We start from the raw sequence: 17,119 nt of genomic DNA, 5'->3' as shown, positions 1-17,119 counted from the left end.
CGGGTTAAACTGCCGCGTAGCATAAAAGTTGAAGTTAACTTCAAGTCAAGCTTTTCCCGGAGAACGTCATGGGTACCCCGGAAGAACCGAAATGGCCGCTGATGTCGATCCGCGAAGTGGCCGCGCGCAGCGGCGTGCCGGCGTCGACACTGCGGTTCTACGAGACGCGCGGGCTCATCAAGTCGCACCGCAACGGCTCGAGCCACCGCCACTATTCGCGCGCGGTGCTGCGGCTGATCGCGTTCATCGTCTTCGCGCAGAAGATCGGCTATTCGCTCGACGAGATCGCCGAGCAGCTCGTCAGCCTGCCCGAGGACGCCGCGCCGAGCAACAAGGACTGGCAGCGGCTGTCGCGCGGCTGGAAGCAGCGCGTCGCGAGCCGGATCGAGGAACTGCAGCGGCTCTACATCAACCTCGACGAGTGCATCGGCTGCGGTTGCCTGTCGCTGAAGCGCTGCAAGCTGACCAACCCGGAGGACCGCGCGGGCCGCAACGGGCCCGGCGCGCGGCGTTGGCTCGGCGACAAGCCGCCTACCGATCTCGAATGAGGTGCGACTCCGCGCCCGCCATCGGCGCGGATTGCATCACCCGACGCGGCAGCCGCCGTACACCGCGATCGTCACACCCGTGACGAACGACGCGCGCGGAACTCAGTCGCCGAGGAGGTTGAGCGCGACGTCGAGCACGGCCTGCCGGAACGCGTCCCGCTGCGTCGGCAGCGAAGTGAACTCCAGCATCATGTGGCTGTACGACACCGTCGTGCCGATCGCGCTCGCGAACATGAAGAACAGCACGTTCGGATCGACCGCGCGAATCGCGCCGGCCTGCACGGCGTCCGACAGCAGCGGGAACATCACGTCGTGATACGGCCGCACGATCCGCTCCTGCAGCCGGTCGAGCCGCCCGCCCACTTCGGTCGCCGCCGTCGAGAAGAACATGCCCATGTCGGGCTCGTCGAACTCGTGGTCGACGCACAGCTCGAGTGCGCGCCGCACACGGTCGCGATGCGGCAGTGACGACGTGCGCAACGCACGCAGCGCGTCGAACATCGGCTCGGCGAGTTCGACGATCTGCTCGACGACGGCCAGCCACAACGTTTCCTTCGTCCCGAAATGATGGGCGATCAGTGCCGCGTCGACGCCCAGCTCGCGCGCGACTTCGCGCACGCTCGTCGCGTCGTAGCCACGCTTTGCGAACGTGCGGCGCGCGGCCCGCAATATCACGTCCGGACCGACGGACGCATCCGCCAGCGGCCGCCCGCGCGTACGCCGCTTCGACGGCGCGCGCTCAGTGACTTCAGCCACGTTTTCCTGCTCCCCTTGAATGGTTCGAATGCCCGTGTTCGGGCCCCGGTTTCACGTCGCCGGAACCGGACTGCCTGCCCCGCTCCGTTGACACGCGAAGCCGGGAAGCGCTAGGATCATACATTATTCATCACGTGATGATTTATCCATGACAACCCCTACACGCATCGTCATCGTCGGTGGCGGGATCGCCGGACTGCAGCTCGCGACCCGCCTCGGCGAGCGCCTCGGCCGGTCCGGGCGTGCGCAGGTCACCGTCGTCGACCGCAGTCCCACCCACATCTGGAAGCCGATGCTGCACACGATCGCGGCCGGCACGCGCGACGTCCAGCAGCAACAGGTGATCTTCCTCGCCCATGCACGCGACCACGGCTACACGTACCAGCCCGGCGAACTGAAAGGGCTTGATCGTGCGCGCCGCCGCGTGCAGCTCGGCGAGATCCGCTCGCAGGAAGGCGATGTGGTGATCGAGGCCCGCGAACTCGACTACGACGTGCTGATCGTCGCGCTCGGCAGCCAGGCCAACGATTTCGGCGTACCGGGCGTACGCGAGCACTGCTACTTCATCGACAGCCAGCAGCAGGCCGAAACCTTCAACGAAGCGTTGCGGATGCGCGTGTTCCGCAGCATCGCGCGCGACGAGCCGTTTCGCGTTGCGATCGTCGGCGCGGGCGCGACGGGCGTGGAACTCGCGGCGGAATTGAGCCGGTTACTGGAAGTGGCGCAGGCGTATGGCGACGCGACGGTGCGCGAGCGGCTGCAGCTCACGCTGCTCGAAAGCGGCCCGCGCATCCTCGCTGCATTTCCGCCTAGGATTTCCGCGTCAGCGCAGCGGCGGCTCGAACAGATCGGTTTTCACGTGCTGACGTCGACGCGCGTCACGTCGGCCGACGCGACCGGCTTCCACTACGGCGACGGTTCGTACGCCGAAGCAGACCTGATGGTCTGGGCGGCCGGCGTGAAAGCGCCCGATTTCATGCAGGCGCTGGGCGGGCTCGACACGAACCGCGCGAACCAGATCGTCGTCGGGCCGACGCTGCAGGCCACGGACGACGAGCACGTGTTCGCGATCGGCGATTGCGCGAGCCTGTTGCCCGACGGCCATGAGCGGCCGCTGCCGCCGACCGCGCAGGTCGCGACGCAGCAGGCCGAGCATCTCGCGAAGCACCTGCCCGCGTGGCTCGACGGCAAGCCGATTCCGCCGTTCGCGTTCCACGATTTCGGCGCGCTCGTGTCGATCAGCGACTACGACGCGTTCGGCACGCTCGGGCAGTTCGGGTTCTTTCGCGGCGGCTTCATCCAGGGGCGCTTCGCGCAGTTCAGCCACCTGATGCTCTACCGGCGGCACCAGCAGGCGCTGCACGGTTTCTCCAAGGCGACCCTGCTGTGGATCGCCGAACGGATCAACGGCTGCGTGCAGCCGCGCATCCGCCTGTCGTGATGCCGCACGTCGCGGCGTCGCGTAATGTTTCGAGGAAAATCGACATGAACAACAGTGCAGCGCGCTGGCTCATGACCGTCGCCGCGATCGGCAGCTTCGACATGCCGTCCGTATCGTGGGGCGTGCCGCGGCGGCGCAGCGTCACGCGCGACCGGCTGCCGTCGTGGGACGCGACGAGCAAGCCGAGCATCAGCGTGCTCGAGCGGCCCACGGCCGACACCGTGATGATTTCGTGGTGCGACGCATGCACCGGGCACTACGGCTACCAGAAATGGCGGCTGTTCACGACGCGCAAGCGCGGCACCTGCGCGCTGTCGGGGCGGCCGATCGGGATCGGCGACAGCGTCTATGCGCCGCAATTGCTCGGCTCGACGCCGGGCAACGCCGCCGCGATGGTGCTGGCGGCGTGCATCGACGACGCGCTGGCTGCCTGACGTCAGGTCGACGTGGCCTGACCGGCGCCGTAGGCCGGATCGTTGTTCTGCCGTTCCAGTTCGGCATCGAGATGCGCGGCATGCGCGTCCGCCTCGGCTTCCGACATCAGCTCGCCTTCCCACTTCGCGACCACCGCGCTGGCGATCGAGTTGCCCACCGCGTTCGTGGCCGAGCGGCCCATGTCGAGGAACGTGTCGACGCCGAGAATCAGCAGCAGCCCGGCTTCCGGGATGTTGAACTGGTGCAGCGTCGCCGCGATCACGACGAGCGATGCGCGCGGCACGCCGGCCATCCCCTTCGACGTCAGCATCAGGATCAGCAGCATCGTGACCTGCGTGCCGAGCGACAGGTGGATGTTGTAGGCCTGCGCGATGAACAGCGACGCGAACGTGCAGTACATCATCGAGCCGTCGAGGTTGAACGAATAGCCCATCGGCATCACGAAGCTCGCGATCTTGCGCCGCACGCCGAAACGGTCGAGCGCGTCGAGGATCTTCGGATACGCGGCCTCGGAGCTCGCGGTCGCGAACGACAGCATGAACGCTTCCTTGATCAGCACCAGCAGCTTGAACACGCGGCGGCCGAGGAACAGCAGCCCGGCGGCGACGAGCGTGGCCCACAGCAGCACCAGGCTCACGTAGAAGTCGCCCATGAATACCGCGAACTTCAGCAGGATCGACAGCCCGTTGATCGCCACCGTCGACGCCATCGCGGCCATCACCGCGAGCGGCGCGAGCTTCATCACGTAGCCGGTGATCTTGAGCATCACGTGCGACAACTGGTCGATCGCGGCGACGAGGATCTTGCCGCGCTCGCCGAGCGCCGACAGCGCGACGCCGAAGAACATCGAGAACACGACGATCTGCAGGATCTCGTTGTTCGCCATCGCCTCGGCGAACGACTTCGGCACCATGTGACCGACGAAATCCTTCAGCGTGAACTTGGCCGTCGCGAGATGCGCGGACGCGCCGATGTCCGGCAGCGGCAGGCCGAGGTTCTCGCCGGGCCGCAGCAGGTTCGCCATCAGCAGCCCGAGCAGCAGCGAGATCAGCGACGCGGTGACGAACCAGCCGAGCGCCTTCACGAACACGCGCCCCACGGACGACGCATCGCCCATGTGCGCAATGCCGACGACGAGCGTCGAGAACACCAGCGGGCCGATCACCATCTTGATCAGCCGCAGGAACACATCGGACACGAGCGAGATGTAGCCGGCGATTTCCGCGGCCGACTGCTTGTCCGGAAGCTGCGTGAAGATCATGTAGCCGATGAAGATGCCGGCCGCCATCGCGAGCAGGATCCAGCCTGCCGCAGACATTCGTTTGTTCATAACGGAATTCGTCGCACGGTGAAGGGGTTGACGGATGAAAGGCGCGCGTCCGGTGTCGTGCCAGGGCGCGCGCATGACGGGCCGGTCGTGCGCGGTGTGCCACGCACGGGCACCGATCGGACTTGCGGATGTTCGCGAACGGACGCGCCGCCGCCATCACGACCTTCGCGGGAACGCGAACGCGGGCGGCAGCGGTCCGGCATGATGCGATCGGGTCAGTAGCCGATCGCCGATCCGGCCGGACGGCGCGGATCGTTGTAGCCGTAGATGAAGCCGACACGCACGCTGCCGGACACGGACGAGTCGTTCCCGGAACTCTGGCGGCTCGCCGCTTCGGTACCCGGCAGGCCGACCATGATCAGTTCGGCTGCACCCCACGGCGTCTGCTCGACCATCTTGTAGCCCATGTTGCGCAGGATCGCGAGCGTGTCGGGCGACAGGCCGTAGGTTTCGTAGTAGACCTCGTCGGGCAGCCACTGGTGGTGGATGCGCGGCGCGGTGACCGCATCCTGCGGCGTCATCCCGTAATCGATCACGTTCAGCACGGTCTGCAGCGTGATCGTGATGATGCGTGACCCGCCCGGCGAGCCGACCACCATGAACACCTTGCCGTCCTTCTTCACGATGGTCGGCGCCATCGACGACAGCGGACGCTTGCCCGGCGCGATCGAGTTGCGCGTGCCCTGCACCAGGCCGAACAGGTTCTGCGCGCCGACCTTCGTGGTGAAGTCGTCCATCTCGTCATTCAGGAAGAAGCCCGTGCCCGGCGCGATGACCACGGCGCCGAAGCGACCGTTGACCGTATAGGTCGTCGACACCGCATTGCCGTCATGGTCGATGATCGAGTAATGCGTCGTTTCCGGCTTCTCGTGAATGCCGACACCGGGCTGCACGTCGACCGACGGCGTCGCCGTATCGGCATGGATGCTCTTGCGGATCTGCGCCGCATACTCCTTGCTCGTCAGCTTCGCGATCGGGTTGTCGATGAAGTTCGGATCGCCGAGCAGCGTGTTGCGATCCTCGTACGCGTGCCGCATCGCTTCGGTCATGTAGTGGACCGACGCCGCGGAGTGATAACCGAGCTTGCGCAGGTCATACCCTTCGAGGATGTTCAGCGTCTCGCACATCGTCACGCCGCCCGAGCTCGGCGGCGGCGCCGACACGAACTCGTAGCCGCGATACGTGCACGTCAGCGGCGCCATGTCCTGCGCGCGGTAGGACGCGAAATCGGCCGCCGTGATCAGGCCGCCCGCCTGCTTCGACGCGGCCTCGACGATCTTCGGAATCTCGCCGTGATAGAACGCGTCGGGCCCCTGCTCCGCGATCCGCTCGAGTGTGCGGGCCAGGTCCTTCTGCACCAGGCGGTCACCCGGCTGCAGCGGCGTGCCGTCCGGCCGCAGGAAGATGCGCGCCGCGTCCGGGTCCTTCTTGAAGCGCTCGATCGTCGTGTCGAGGATGTCCGTATCGCCGCGCGTCAGCACGAAGCCGTCGCGCGCGAGCCGGATCGCCGGCGCCATCACCTGCTTGCGCGTCAGCTTCCCGTATTTGCGCTGCGCGAGATCGAGGCCGGCGACCGTGCCCGGCACGCCGACGGCGCGATAGCCGTACAGGCTTTCGCCCGGACGCACGTTGCCCGATGCGTCGAGATACATGTTCGCCGTCGCCGCGGCCGGCGCGGTCTCGCGGAAATTGATGAAGCGGTCGCGGCCGTCGGCCAGGTGCACGGTCATGAAACCGCCGCCGCCTATGTTGCCGCAGCACGGATTGGTCACCGCCTGCGCGTAACCGACCGCCACCGCCGCGTCCACCGCGTTGCCGCCTTCCTTCAGGATGTCGACGCCGATCTGCGACGCGAAGTGCTGCGACGACACGACCATGCCGTTCTTCGCTTCAACCGCGGGGTCCGAAGCGGCGAACGCGCACACGCTCAATGCCGACAACAGGGTGAGTACGACGAGCCGCCTCATGCGGAATCCTCCAGACAAATGACCGGGCCAGGCCGGGATGCGCCGCCGCATCATCGCGGGTCGACGCTGCCAATCCGACATGTAATAAACCGTACATTCCGGCGAGGCCGCGATCATAGCACTCGTCTTTTTGCGCCAAAACCTAGGGTTAGTACTGAATTTAAAGGGAATGTGCGCGGAAACGCTTTCCGGGAAATGTTCGTTTCATTACATTGAATGAAGGACAACCTGGCCGGGTGATGCGTCCCTCTAATTTCGGAGCATCCGCGGCCCACTGCACGTCGATCGGCTAACATGCGTGGGGTCCCGGCAGACGCACGTCTGCCGTTTGTCATTCAGATAAGAGAGCTGGAGTGCCCGATGGGGACGAGCATCAGGGCGTTGCTGTTATCCCAGATGGATAGCTTCACGCCGTCGGAACAGAAGGTTGCGCATGCGTTGCTGGATCGCTATCCGAGCCTCGGCCTCGGGCCGATCGCGAGCGTCGCCAAGCAGGCTGAAGTCAGCGACCCGACCGTGTTCCGCTTTGTCGTCCGGATCGGCTTTCCGAACTACTCGTCGTTCCAGCAGGCGCTGTACGACGAGATCGACACCGCGATGAATTCGCCGCTCGCGCGAATGGATGCGTTCCATTCGGAAACGGGCATGCGCGACAGCCATTCGGCGATTTTCCAGCGGCTGTCCGAGTCGCTCGCGACCACAATCGAAGGGCTCGACGCGGCCGCGTTCGACGCTGCCGTGGCGCTGCTGGCCGATACCGACATCCGCATCTTCTGCGGCGGCGGGCGCTACACGGCGCCGCTCGCGTCGCTGTTTTCGTTCACGCTGGCCTATGCGCGCCCGCACGTCCAGTACGTCGAACCGAACGTGAATCTCGCGTCGGTCGCACTGACCGACATGGGGCGTGACGACGTGCTCGTCATCTTCGACTTTCGCCGCTACCAGAAGGACAGCATCCGCTTCGCGCAGGCCGCGCACCGGCTCGGCACGCGGATCCTGCTGATCACCGACGAATGGATGTCGCCGATCGGCCAGTTCGCGGAGATCGTGCTGCGGATCCAGGGGCGCCCGTTCGCGATGCTGCAGACCAATGTGCCGGCGCTGGCGCTCACGGAAGCGCTCGTGATCGGTGTGACGAACCGGCTGCCGGAACTGGCGCGGCAGCGGATGGAGAAGATCGAGCATCTCAATACCGGGGGGATCGAGCTGGACGCCAACCAGCGCGATTTGCCAGAATGACGATCGCTCGCCATTCGGGGCGCAGGCATCAGCTCTCGACATCCTCGAGACTGAACACCTCGGTCTTGTCGTTATACGAAAACACTTCGCCGTAACGCCCCCAGTCGATCACCGCGTCGAGCGTTTCCTCGGCCGCTTCGTCCGACAGGAAATCCTCGAGTTCCTGCTCGAAGCGCACGCGCGGCGCACGATGGCCGGGACGCTCGTTCAGCACCTTCCTGATCCGTGCGGCGAGCGGCACGTGCTTCAGCAGGTGATCCGCGAACATCAGCTTGCGCTCCTGCGTGCCGAATTCCGCGAACACGCGCGCGGGCGGCGTGAGGAACACGTCGCCTTCCCGCACGTCCGCAAAGCCGAGGTACTGCAGCACTTCCGCGATCGGGAACAGCTCGTCGACTTCCAGATGCAGCGTGCGCGCGATCTCCGGCATGTCGGCGCGGCCATGGTACGGCGCCATCGCGAGCGTTTCGATCAGGCCGGCCATCAGGTTGGTCGACACGCGCGGCATCCAGCTGCCGAGCTCGAGCCCCTTCTTCGTCGCCTCGTTGGTCTGGCGCGCGGTCATCTTCGCGTAGATGTCGTCGACGAGCTTGCGGAAATCGGTGTCGAGCCGGTTGCGCGGGTGCTTGAACGGCACCTTGATCTCGGCGATCACGCGGCCCGGGTTCGACGACAGCACGAGGATCCGGTCGCACATGAACACGGCTTCCTCGATGTTGTGCGTGACGATCAGCACCGACTTGATCGGCATCCGCCCTTGCGTCCACAGGTCGAGCAGGTCGGTACGCAGCGTCTCTGCCGTCAGCACGTCGAGCGCCGAGAACGGCTCGTCCATCAGCAGGATCGTCGGATCGACGACGAGCGCGCGCGCAAAGCCCACGCGCTGGCGCATGCCGCCCGACAGCTCGCGCGGATACGCGTTCTCGAAACCGTCGAGACCGATCAGGTCGATCGCGGCGAGTGCACGCTCGCGCCGCTCACGCGCGCCGACGCCGAGCGCTTCGAGGCCGGCCTCCACGTTCTGCAGCACGGTGAGCCACGGGAACAGCGCGAACGTCTGGAACACCATCGCGACACCCTCGGCCGGGCCGCGCAGCGGCTGGCCGAGGTAGGTCACTTCACCGCCGGTCGGTTCGATCAGGCCGGCGATGATTCGCAGCAGCGTCGACTTGCCCGAGCCGGAACGGCCGAGCAGCCCGACGATCTCGCCTTCGCGCAGCGACAGGTTCGCGTCGTCGAGCACGAGCAGTTCGCCCTGCGACTTGTTGAAGCCGCGATTCACATGCTCGACGCGCAGGATTTCTTCGCCGAGGCGCGGCGGCTGCAGCGGCTGGGATGGCTTGACAGGGGCGTTGATAACGGTCGAATTTTGCATCGCGCTTACTCTCAATCGAGACGGAGCCGGGATTCCGCATAGGCGTACATCGGACGCCACAGCAGACGGTTGAACAAGGTAACGAACAGGGACATCACCGCGATGCCCAGGATGATCTTCGGGAAATCGCCGGCGGCGGTCATCTGCGCGATGTACGCGCCGAGGCCGTGCGCGACGACCTTCGTGTCGCCCCACTGCACGAACTCGGACACGATGCTCGCGTTCCACGCGCCGCCCGACGCGGTGATCGCGCCCGTCACGTAGTACGGGAAGATGCCGGGCAGGATCGCCTGCCGCCACCACTGCCAGCCGCGGATGCGGAAATTCTTCGTCGCTTCCTTGTAGTCGTTCGGATAGGACATCGCACCGGCGATCACGTTGAACAGGATGTACCACTGCGTGCCGAGCACGATCAGCGGCGACAGCCAGATGTCCGCATTCAGGTGGAAGTGGACAATCACGATCACGAACACCGGGAACAGCAGGTTCGCCGGGAACGCGGCGAGAAACTGCGCGAGCGGCTGGATCTTCTCGGCCAGCGCGGGGCGCAGCCCGATCAGCACGCCGAGCGGCACCCAGATCACCGACGCGATCGCGATCAGCACCAACACGCGCAGCAGCGTGATGAGCCCGAGCACGAGCACGTGGCCGACCTCGGCCATCGTCACGCCCGTCGCGACGAAGCTGACGACGCGCCAGACGACGTACACCGTCAGCAGGATCACGAACGCGCCCCACACGATGTCGCCGATGCGCGACGAGGCACGCGCCGATGCGTCGCGCGAGCGCGTGCCCTTCAGCGACGGCACGCGCAGCGGAATCCGCGCGGCCTGCGACAGCAGCCAGCCGGCCGGCACGAGCAACTGATGGATCAGGTGCGTGCGGCGCATCATGTCGAGCAGCCAGGATTGCGGCGCATCGCCCGACGCGGTGTTCTCCATCCGGAACTTGTCGGCCCACGCGACGAGCGGGCGGAACAGGAACTGGTCATAGGCCAGGATCACGACCGACATCGCAACGATCACCCAGCCGATCGCGCCGATGTTCTTGTCCGAGATGGCTTGCGCGAGATATGCGCCGACCCCCGGCAGCGTGATGGTCTGGTTGCCGACGGTGATCGCCTCCGACGCGACGACGAAGAACCAGCCGCCCGACATCGACATCATCATGTTCCAGATCAGCCCTGGCATCGAGAACGGCACCTCGAGCTTCCAGAAGCGCTGCCACGGCGTCAGGTGAAAGCCGCGCGACACTTCGCTCAGGTCGCGCGGCACCGTGCGCAGCGACTGGTAGAAGCTGAACGTCATGTTCCACGCCTGGCTCGTGAAGATCGCGAAGATCGCCGCGAACTCCGCGCCGAGCACGCGGCCCGGGAACAGCGCGAGAAAGAACGTGACCGTAAACGAGATGTAGCCGAGCACCGGCACCGACTGCAGGATGTCGAGGATCGGGATCAGCACCATGCCCGCGCGGCGGCTCTTGGCCGCGAGCGTGCCGTAGACGAGCGTGAACACGAGCGACGCGACCATCGCCGCGAGCATCCGCAGCGTGGTGCGCAATGCGTATTCGGGCAGGTTCGACGGATCGAGCGTGATCTTCTGCGTCTGCAGCACGCCGATCGGCGCCATCGTCTGATGGAAGCCGACGATCGCCATCGCCAGCAGGCAGATGATCAGCGGAAACGCGATGGCATCCCAGCGGTTGGGGAGCACGCGCCACGCCGAGGCGTTCGCGGTGCGATTCGGATCGAAGAACCTGATATCCATCGGTAGCGTCTTGTGTTGAATTGAAAATCGATGGGACCGGCCGCATGCCGCGCGGCCGGGCAGCGCACCCGCCAGCGCCGGTCAGAACAGCCCGTGCAGCGCCCAGTACAGGGTGGCCGACAGCGCGATCGACGCGGGCAGCGTCAGCACCCACGCGAGCACGAGGTTGCGCACCGTGTCCCAGCGCAGGCCCGCGCCGCTCGCGGTCATCGTGCCCGCCACGCCCGATGCGAGCACGTGCGTCGTCGATACCGGCAGCCCGTATGCGTCGGCCATCCCGATCGTCAGCATCGCGACGGCCTCGGCCGACGCGCCCTGCCCGTACGTGAGATGCGACTTGCCGATCTTCTCGCCGACCGTCACGACGATCCGCTTCCAGCCGACCATCGTGCCGAGGCCGAGTGCGATCGCGACCGCGACCTTCACCCACGTCGGGATGAATTTCGTCGCGCGGTCCATCTGCTTCTTGAACGCATCGAGCGCGCTCGCATCCTCGACCGAGAACGCTGGCGCCTTCGCCTTTTCCATCAGGCGGATCGCCTCGGACGCGACGTACATGTTGTTGCGCACGTTGTCGACGAGGTTCTGCGGCACGCTCGAAATGCCGCCGGCCTGCGCGACCTGGTCGGCGATCGTGTCGGTCAGCTTGCCCAGCGCGGGAATCGTCGCAGGCGTCAGCTTGTGCGTGCGCACGTATGCCTCGACGTCGGCGCGCGGGTCGGCGGACTGCACGGCCGGGCCCGCGTACTTGACGAGCGTCGTCGACGCGTGGCGCGCGACCGCGACGAACGTGCTCGTCTGGTCGGGCGTCACGGCCTTGTTCAGCGCGTAGGCGGTGGGCATCACGCCGATCAGGATCAGCATGATCAGCCCCATGCCCTTCTGCCCGTCGTTCGAGCCGTGCGCGAACGACACGCCCGTGCAGGTGAGGATCAGCAGCAGGCGGATCCAGAACGGCGGCGGCTTGTTGCCCTTCGGCTCCTGGTACAGCGCCGGCACGCGCACCAGCGCCTTCAGCAGCAGCAACACGAGTGCGGACAGCACGAAGCCGATCAGCGGCGACAGCAGCAGCGCCTTGCCGACGCCGAGCGCCTGGTTCCAGTCGACGCCGCTCGTGCCCGACGGGCCGCTGACGATCTGGTTCATCAGGCCGACGCCGATGATCGAGCCGACGAGCGTGTGCGAGCTCGACGACGGCAGCCCGAAATACCAGGTCGCGAGGTTCCACGCGACGGCCGCGATCAGCAGCGCGAACACCATCGCGAAACCGGCGCCGCTGCCGACCTGCAGGATCAGCTCGACGGGCAGCAACTGCACGATGCCGAATGCGACGGCGCCGCTCGACACGAGCACGCCGAACAGGTTCCAGAGGCCGGACCAGACGACGGCCAGGTGCGGGTCGAGCGAATGCGTGTAGATGACGGTCGCGACCGCGTTCGCGGTGTCGTGAAAGCCGTTCACGAATTCGAAGCCGAGCGCGATCAGCAGCGCGACGACGAGCAGCACGAACGGCAGGACCGAACTTTCCCTGACCGGACTGAGGTCGGCACTCAGGTGAATCGCGATATAGACGATGCCGCAGGCAATGATCAGAAAAAACAGCGCGAAGCTGAGGGTGCGGGTGCGCTGGCTGGCCGCGCCGCTGGTTTCCGTTGCCGCGAGATTCGGCATGAAGGGGGCTCCGGAGAGGTGACTCGGTGTCGCAGGCTATCGGGCGGCCATGACGCAAATATGACGTATCGATTACAGGACATTAACAAGTCATCTTCCGGCATCCGGACGGCCACCGTGCGGGCCGCGGGCACCGGCGCCCGAATTCGAACATGGCGGGAATAAAACCGTCGTTGCCCCGGTATGGCACACGAAGGCGCCGGTTTATTCCAGGACGATCCGGCCGTCCCGTTTCGTCATACGATTGCGAGGCTCCCATGTCTTCATCGAATCCCACCCGCCCGTCGCGCCGCAAGGCCCTGCAGTGCATGGCCTTCGGCGGCCTCGGCACACTGTTTACGCTGTCGGGCGGCATCCTGACGCCGTTCGACCTCGCGCTCGCGCAAACCGGCGATGCACTCCCGGCCGGTGCGGGCCGGCCGCTGTTCGTACAGATCAGCGACACGCACATCGGCTTCAACAAGGACGCCAATCCCGACGTGTCGGCCACGCTGCGGCAGACGATCGACCTCGTCAACGGAATGCCCTCGATGCCCGCGCTGACCATCCACACCGGCGACATCACGCACTTGTCCAAACCGGAGGAATTCGACCACGCGTCGCAACTGCTGTCCGCGCTGCGCGTGCCGGAACTGCACACGGTGCCCGGCGAGCACGACGTCACCGACGGTTCGGGCGCCGAATACTTCGGCCGCTTCGGCAAGGCGTCGGACAACCGCGGTTATTACAGCTTCGATCACGCGGGCGTGCATTTCATCGGCCTCGTCAACGTGATGCATTTCAAGCCGAACGGGCTCGGCAGCTTCGGCGACGACCAGCTCGCGTGGCTCGCGCAGGATCTGAAGGGCCGCTCGTCGAGCACGCCGATCGTCGTGTTCTCGCACATGCCGATGTGGACCATCTACGAGCCGTGGGGCTGGGGCACCGGCGACGCGCCGCAGACGATGGCGCTGCTGCGCCGCTTCGGCTCGGTCACCGTGCTGAACGGGCACATCCACCAGATCGTGTCGAAGGTCGAGGGCAACATCACGTTCCATACGGCGCGCTCGACCGCGTTCCCGCAGCCGACGGCCGGCAACGGCCCGGGCCCCGTGCCGCTCACCGTGCCGCGCGACCAGTTGCCGAAGATGCTCGGCGTGACGACCGTGGAATTCGCCGGCCACCCGGCCGCATCGGCGCTGCACGACGCGACGCTGGCCTGATAGCCATAAGGAGACCGACATGACCCGTCTCAAGCAACCAAAAATCATCGCGGCGCTGATCCTGTGCGCGGCCGCCGCCGGCACGCCGCTCGCCGCGTTCGCGCAGGGGCCGGCCGGCCCGCTGGTCACGATCCACAACTTCATGTTTTCGCCGATGTCGACCACGATCAAGGCCGGCACGACGGTCACGTGGAAGAACCTCGACGGGGAACCGCACACCATCGTCAACGACGCCGGCATCTTTCATTCGAAGGCGCTCGACCAGGACGATACGTACTCGTTCCGCTTCGACAAGCCGGGCGTCTACAAGGTGTTCTGCGGGATTCATCCGTACATGAAGGAGACGATCACCGTGGAATGACGCGGCCCGCCACGAAACGCGCGGGCGAACGGCGGGCGGTGGCGGCCTACAATGACCACCGTCCCATTCGCCCGCGTGGCAGACGGAGCCGCCCATGCCCAGGATCGACCTCAGCGCCGTGCGCGCAGCGCATCCGCCAGCGCCTCGGCGACGCCGGCGGGCTGCGCGATTTCGGTGTCAACCTGATGCGCGTGCCACCGGGCGGCTGGTCGAGCCAGCGCCACTGGCATTCCGACGAAGACGAGTTCGTGTACGTGCTCGAAGGCGAACTCGTGATGATCGAGGATGGCGGCGAGACCGTGCTGTGCGCGGGCGACTGCGCGGCGTTTCCGAAAGGCTCGGGCAACGGCCATCACCTGGTCAACCGGTCGGACGCGGTTGCCGTCTATCTCGAGGTCGGCTCGCGCTCGCCGGACGACGTGATCACCTGCCCCGACATCGACATGATGAGCCCGAGCCGCGACGGCCGGTTCCTGCACAAGGACGGTACGCCGTACCCGGACGCGTGACGCCAGCCGCCCGGCGGCGCATGCCCGCCGATACGCATCAGGCGATCCCCTGCCGCCGATCGCCTACACTGAATCGAACTGTTCGGATCCGACCCACCGTCACACGCAGCGAGGCAAGCCATGACCGCGAGCCAGCCGGCACGAATGGACCTCCCCGGGCAAGTCGTACTCGTGCTCCAGGGCGGCGGCGCACTGGGCGCGTACCAGCTCGGCGTCTTCCAGGCGATGGACGAAGCCGGTATCCGGCCCGACTGGGTGGTCGGCACGTCGATCGGCGCGATCAACGCGGCGCTGATCGCCGGGAATCCGCCGGAACGGCGTTACGAGAAGCTGCTGGCGTTCTGGCAGCGCGTGACCGAACGGACCCGTTTCGACGTCTCGCCGCTGCTGCCCGGCTGGGACAAGACACTGGCCGAGCTGATGATCATCGGCGGCGGCATCGCGGGCTTCTTCCAGCCCAATCCGGCGTCGTGGCTCGGGCCGATGGTCCGCCTCGGCGTCGATCGCGCATCGTATTACCGGATCGCGCCGCTGCGCGACACGCTCGCGTCGCTGATCGATCCCGACCTGCTGAACGCGGGCCACCCGCGCCTGACCGTCAGTGCGGTCAATGCGTGCACGGGCGCGATGCGCTATTTCGATTCGCGCGATACGCACCTGGGAATCGACCACATCATGAGTTCGGGCGCGCTGCCGCCCGCGTTCCCGGCGATACGGATCGACGGCGAGCCGTACTGGGACGGCGGCGTGTATTCGAATACGCCGGTCGAGGTCGTGCTCGACGACAACCCGCGCCGGAGTTCGATCATCTTCTCGGTGCAGATGTGGAATCCGGCCGGCCCCGAGCCCGAGAGCATCTGGCAGGTGTCGGAACGGCAGAAGGACATCCAGTACGCGAGCCGCACCGACAGCCACATCGCGCGCCAGCAGCAGATCCACCGGCTGCGCCACGTGATCCGCGAACTGGCCCGGCACGTGCCGGAAGCCGAACGCGCGTCGCCTGCCGTGCGCCGGCTCGCCGCATGGGGATGCGAGACCACGATGCACCTGATCAAGCTCGCGGCACCGCGACTCGACGGCGACAATCAGTTGAAGGACATCGATTTCACGCCGGCCGGCATCGCAGCCCGCCGGCAGGCCGGCTACGACGCCGCGAAGCGGGCCATCGCCGCACGTCCGTGGGACATTCCGACGGACCCGACGGAAGGATTGACCGTATTCGACCCGGACGCACCGCCGGCCGCTGAAAAACCGGCTTGACGCGCGGCGCTGCACCGCGCGCCGATCGTACCGGCGCGATCAGGTGGGCGCGGCCGGCGCGGTTCCGGCGACGACCGGACACGATTGCGGCAACGCCTGGCCGAACAGCACGGCCAGCCCGCAAGCCGACGTGAACATGCCGAGATTGTCGTGCCCGACGCCCGGCACTTCGACGACCTGCTGCGCAAGATCGTCCGGATGGCGCTTCTTCAGGTAATCGAAATACGCGAGCCCGCGCGCGAGCCGGTACGGCCCCTGCGCCATCGCCGCGCACGAGCGGTCGATGAAATGCGTGTAAGGGTTCGTGTCGGCCTGCCCGAGCAGGTACACGACATGGCGCTCGACATAGCGCGTTTCGAGATCGCGCACGTCCTGCGACGCGACGTAAGGCGGCGCCGATTTCAACCCGTATTTCCATTCCGTCGCGCGCGGGCAGGCGCCGCCCGCGATTGCGCCGGCGTCCGGCCGTTCGTCGTCGAAATACAGGTAGCTCGACGGGTTCGCCACCACATAGCGCACGGCAATGCCGGCCTGCGCCAGCGCGTCGCCTTCGTGCCCGGCCACCGCGTAGCGCTGCAGCAACTGCGCGCCGGCGGAATGACCGATCACGACCACGGTCGACAGCGCGGGGTACAGGCTGCGATCGGAGAAATGTGCGAGCAACGCATCGAGCGCGGCGAACGAACTGACCGGGCCCGGCTGGCGCGCCGGTTCGCCGCCCTTCCATCCTTCCTGGGTCCAGGCCAGCGTTTGCGCGGGCAGCGAGAACGCACGCGTATCGGCGCGCGTCAGGAACTGCGGGGCGACGACCATCGTGCCCTGCCCGGCCGCGCCGGCCTTCCCGACGACCTTGAGCCCCGACGCGTAGTACGCGTCGGCATTCCGAAGCGTGCCGTGAATCACGATGAAGACGCGCGTGACGTCGGGCGCGGCCTTGTCGAGCGGATGGTCGGCGTAGACCGGCAGCATCGCGCTGCCCTGCGGCGTAGCGACGGCCACGCGCTGGTCGGCGACGGCCTTGACCGGGGCCTCGAGACGTTCGCGCTGCGTGGCGGCATCGGCCGGACGCGCGCCGCCCAGCACACCGATTGCGGCACAGGCTGCCGCGAGCGGAATCGTGTATGACAGCGTTCGGGCGGCCGGCAGCACGCGCGAGAGCCGGATTCTTGCAAAGGCGACGGAAATGAGTGACATGGCGACGGACCGGGTTGCGGATAGGACTTTAACGGCGATGGTCGCAGAATCCGTCGCGCGCTGCC

The 17,119-nt window shown here is 66.5% G+C and carries 15 protein-coding genes; 8 read left to right on the top strand and 7 right to left on the bottom strand.

What is annotated here, in order from left to right:
* Positions 1 to 68 precede the first annotated feature (68 nt).
* Positions 69 to 548, top strand: a complete 480-nt coding sequence (soxR, locus tag ABD05_RS26020; protein ID WP_047902870.1) for a redox-sensitive transcriptional activator SoxR — start codon at positions 69 to 71, stop codon at positions 546 to 548.
* A 102-nt stretch (positions 549 to 650) separates the two neighbouring features.
* On the opposite strand, the gene ABD05_RS26015 is transcribed toward soxR, so the two are convergent.
* Positions 651 to 1,304, bottom strand: a complete 654-nt coding sequence (locus ABD05_RS26015) for a TetR/AcrR family transcriptional regulator (RefSeq protein WP_047902869.1) — start codon at positions 1,302 to 1,304, stop codon at positions 651 to 653.
* A gap of 148 nt (positions 1,305 to 1,452) precedes the next feature.
* Here ABD05_RS26015 and ABD05_RS26010 point away from each other — a divergent pair, with 148 nt between their 5' ends.
* Both ABD05_RS26010 and ABD05_RS26005 read left to right on the top strand, forming a co-directional pair.
* Positions 1,453 to 2,745 (top strand): NAD(P)/FAD-dependent oxidoreductase, encoded by a 1,293-nt coding sequence (locus tag ABD05_RS26010; protein WP_047902868.1) that lies wholly within the window; start codon positions 1,453 to 1,455, stop codon positions 2,743 to 2,745.
* A gap of 44 nt (positions 2,746 to 2,789) precedes the next feature.
* Positions 2,790 to 3,179, top strand: coding sequence for a DUF3331 domain-containing protein (locus ABD05_RS26005; RefSeq protein ID WP_047902867.1), 390 nt, complete (start codon positions 2,790 to 2,792; stop codon positions 3,177 to 3,179).
* Between the two features lie 2 nt (positions 3,180 to 3,181).
* On the opposite strand, the gene ABD05_RS26000 is transcribed toward ABD05_RS26005, so the two are convergent.
* Both ABD05_RS26000 and ggt read right to left on the bottom strand, forming a co-directional pair.
* The gene (locus tag ABD05_RS26000) at positions 3,182 to 4,510 is read right to left on the bottom strand and encodes a dicarboxylate/amino acid:cation symporter (RefSeq protein WP_047902866.1); all 1,329 of its coding nucleotides are present in this window, start codon (positions 4,508 to 4,510) and stop codon (positions 3,182 to 3,184) included.
* A gap of 215 nt (positions 4,511 to 4,725) precedes the next feature.
* Complete coding sequence (gene ggt, locus ABD05_RS25995) at positions 4,726 to 6,477, bottom strand: gamma-glutamyltransferase (RefSeq protein ID WP_047902865.1); 1,752 nt, start codon at positions 6,475 to 6,477, stop codon at positions 4,726 to 4,728.
* 360 nt (positions 6,478 to 6,837) lie between these two features.
* Between ggt and ABD05_RS25990 the strand changes: the two genes are divergently transcribed.
* Positions 6,838 to 7,716 carry a MurR/RpiR family transcriptional regulator gene (locus tag ABD05_RS25990; protein ID WP_047902864.1) on the top strand — a complete coding sequence of 293 codons (879 nt, stop codon included), beginning with the start codon at positions 6,838 to 6,840 and terminating at the stop codon, positions 7,714 to 7,716.
* A 28-nt stretch (positions 7,717 to 7,744) separates the two neighbouring features.
* Here the strand turns inward: ABD05_RS25990 and ABD05_RS25985 are convergent, their stop codons facing one another.
* From ABD05_RS25985 to ABD05_RS25975, 3 genes are all read right to left on the bottom strand, one after another.
* Entirely contained in the window at positions 7,745 to 9,091 is a 1,347-nt protein-coding gene (locus tag ABD05_RS25985) for an ABC transporter ATP-binding protein (protein WP_047902863.1), read from the bottom strand.
* Positions 9,092 to 9,102: 11 nt separating this feature from the next.
* Entirely contained in the window at positions 9,103 to 10,857 is a 1,755-nt protein-coding gene (locus ABD05_RS25980) for an ABC transporter permease (RefSeq protein WP_047902862.1), read from the bottom strand.
* 81 nt (positions 10,858 to 10,938) lie between these two features.
* Positions 10,939 to 12,528, bottom strand: coding sequence for an inorganic phosphate transporter (locus ABD05_RS25975; RefSeq protein ID WP_047902861.1), 1,590 nt, complete (start codon positions 12,526 to 12,528; stop codon positions 10,939 to 10,941).
* Positions 12,529 to 12,785: 257 nt separating this feature from the next.
* Here ABD05_RS25975 and ABD05_RS25970 point away from each other — a divergent pair, with 257 nt between their 5' ends.
* From ABD05_RS25970 to ABD05_RS25955, 4 genes are all read left to right on the top strand, one after another.
* Positions 12,786 to 13,730 (top strand): metallophosphoesterase family protein, encoded by a 945-nt coding sequence (locus tag ABD05_RS25970; RefSeq protein WP_047902860.1) that lies wholly within the window; start codon positions 12,786 to 12,788, stop codon positions 13,728 to 13,730.
* Between the two features lie 19 nt (positions 13,731 to 13,749).
* A complete protein-coding gene (locus ABD05_RS25965; protein ID WP_047902859.1) occupies positions 13,750 to 14,091 on the top strand; it encodes a cupredoxin domain-containing protein in 342 nt (113 codons plus the stop codon).
* 65 nt (positions 14,092 to 14,156) lie between these two features.
* Positions 14,157 to 14,600: a cupin domain-containing protein gene (locus ABD05_RS25960; protein WP_047903812.1), complete on the top strand. Its 444-nt coding sequence runs from the start codon at positions 14,157 to 14,159 to the stop codon at positions 14,598 to 14,600.
* A 120-nt stretch (positions 14,601 to 14,720) separates the two neighbouring features.
* Positions 14,721 to 15,860 carry a patatin-like phospholipase family protein gene (locus ABD05_RS25955; protein WP_047902858.1) on the top strand — a complete coding sequence of 380 codons (1,140 nt, stop codon included), beginning with the start codon at positions 14,721 to 14,723 and terminating at the stop codon, positions 15,858 to 15,860.
* 39 nt (positions 15,861 to 15,899) lie between these two features.
* On the opposite strand, the gene ABD05_RS25950 is transcribed toward ABD05_RS25955, so the two are convergent.
* Positions 15,900 to 17,054, bottom strand: coding sequence for an alpha/beta fold hydrolase (locus tag ABD05_RS25950; protein ID WP_047902857.1), 1,155 nt, complete (start codon positions 17,052 to 17,054; stop codon positions 15,900 to 15,902).
* Positions 17,055 to 17,119: the final 65 nt, after the last annotated feature.

Source organism: Burkholderia pyrrocinia (assembly GCF_001028665.1).
In the GTDB taxonomy this organism is placed as follows: domain Bacteria; phylum Pseudomonadota; class Gammaproteobacteria; order Burkholderiales; family Burkholderiaceae; genus Burkholderia; species Burkholderia pyrrocinia.
Note: the sequence above shows the minus strand (reverse complement) of the source record. Positions and strands in the feature narration are given on the sequence as shown.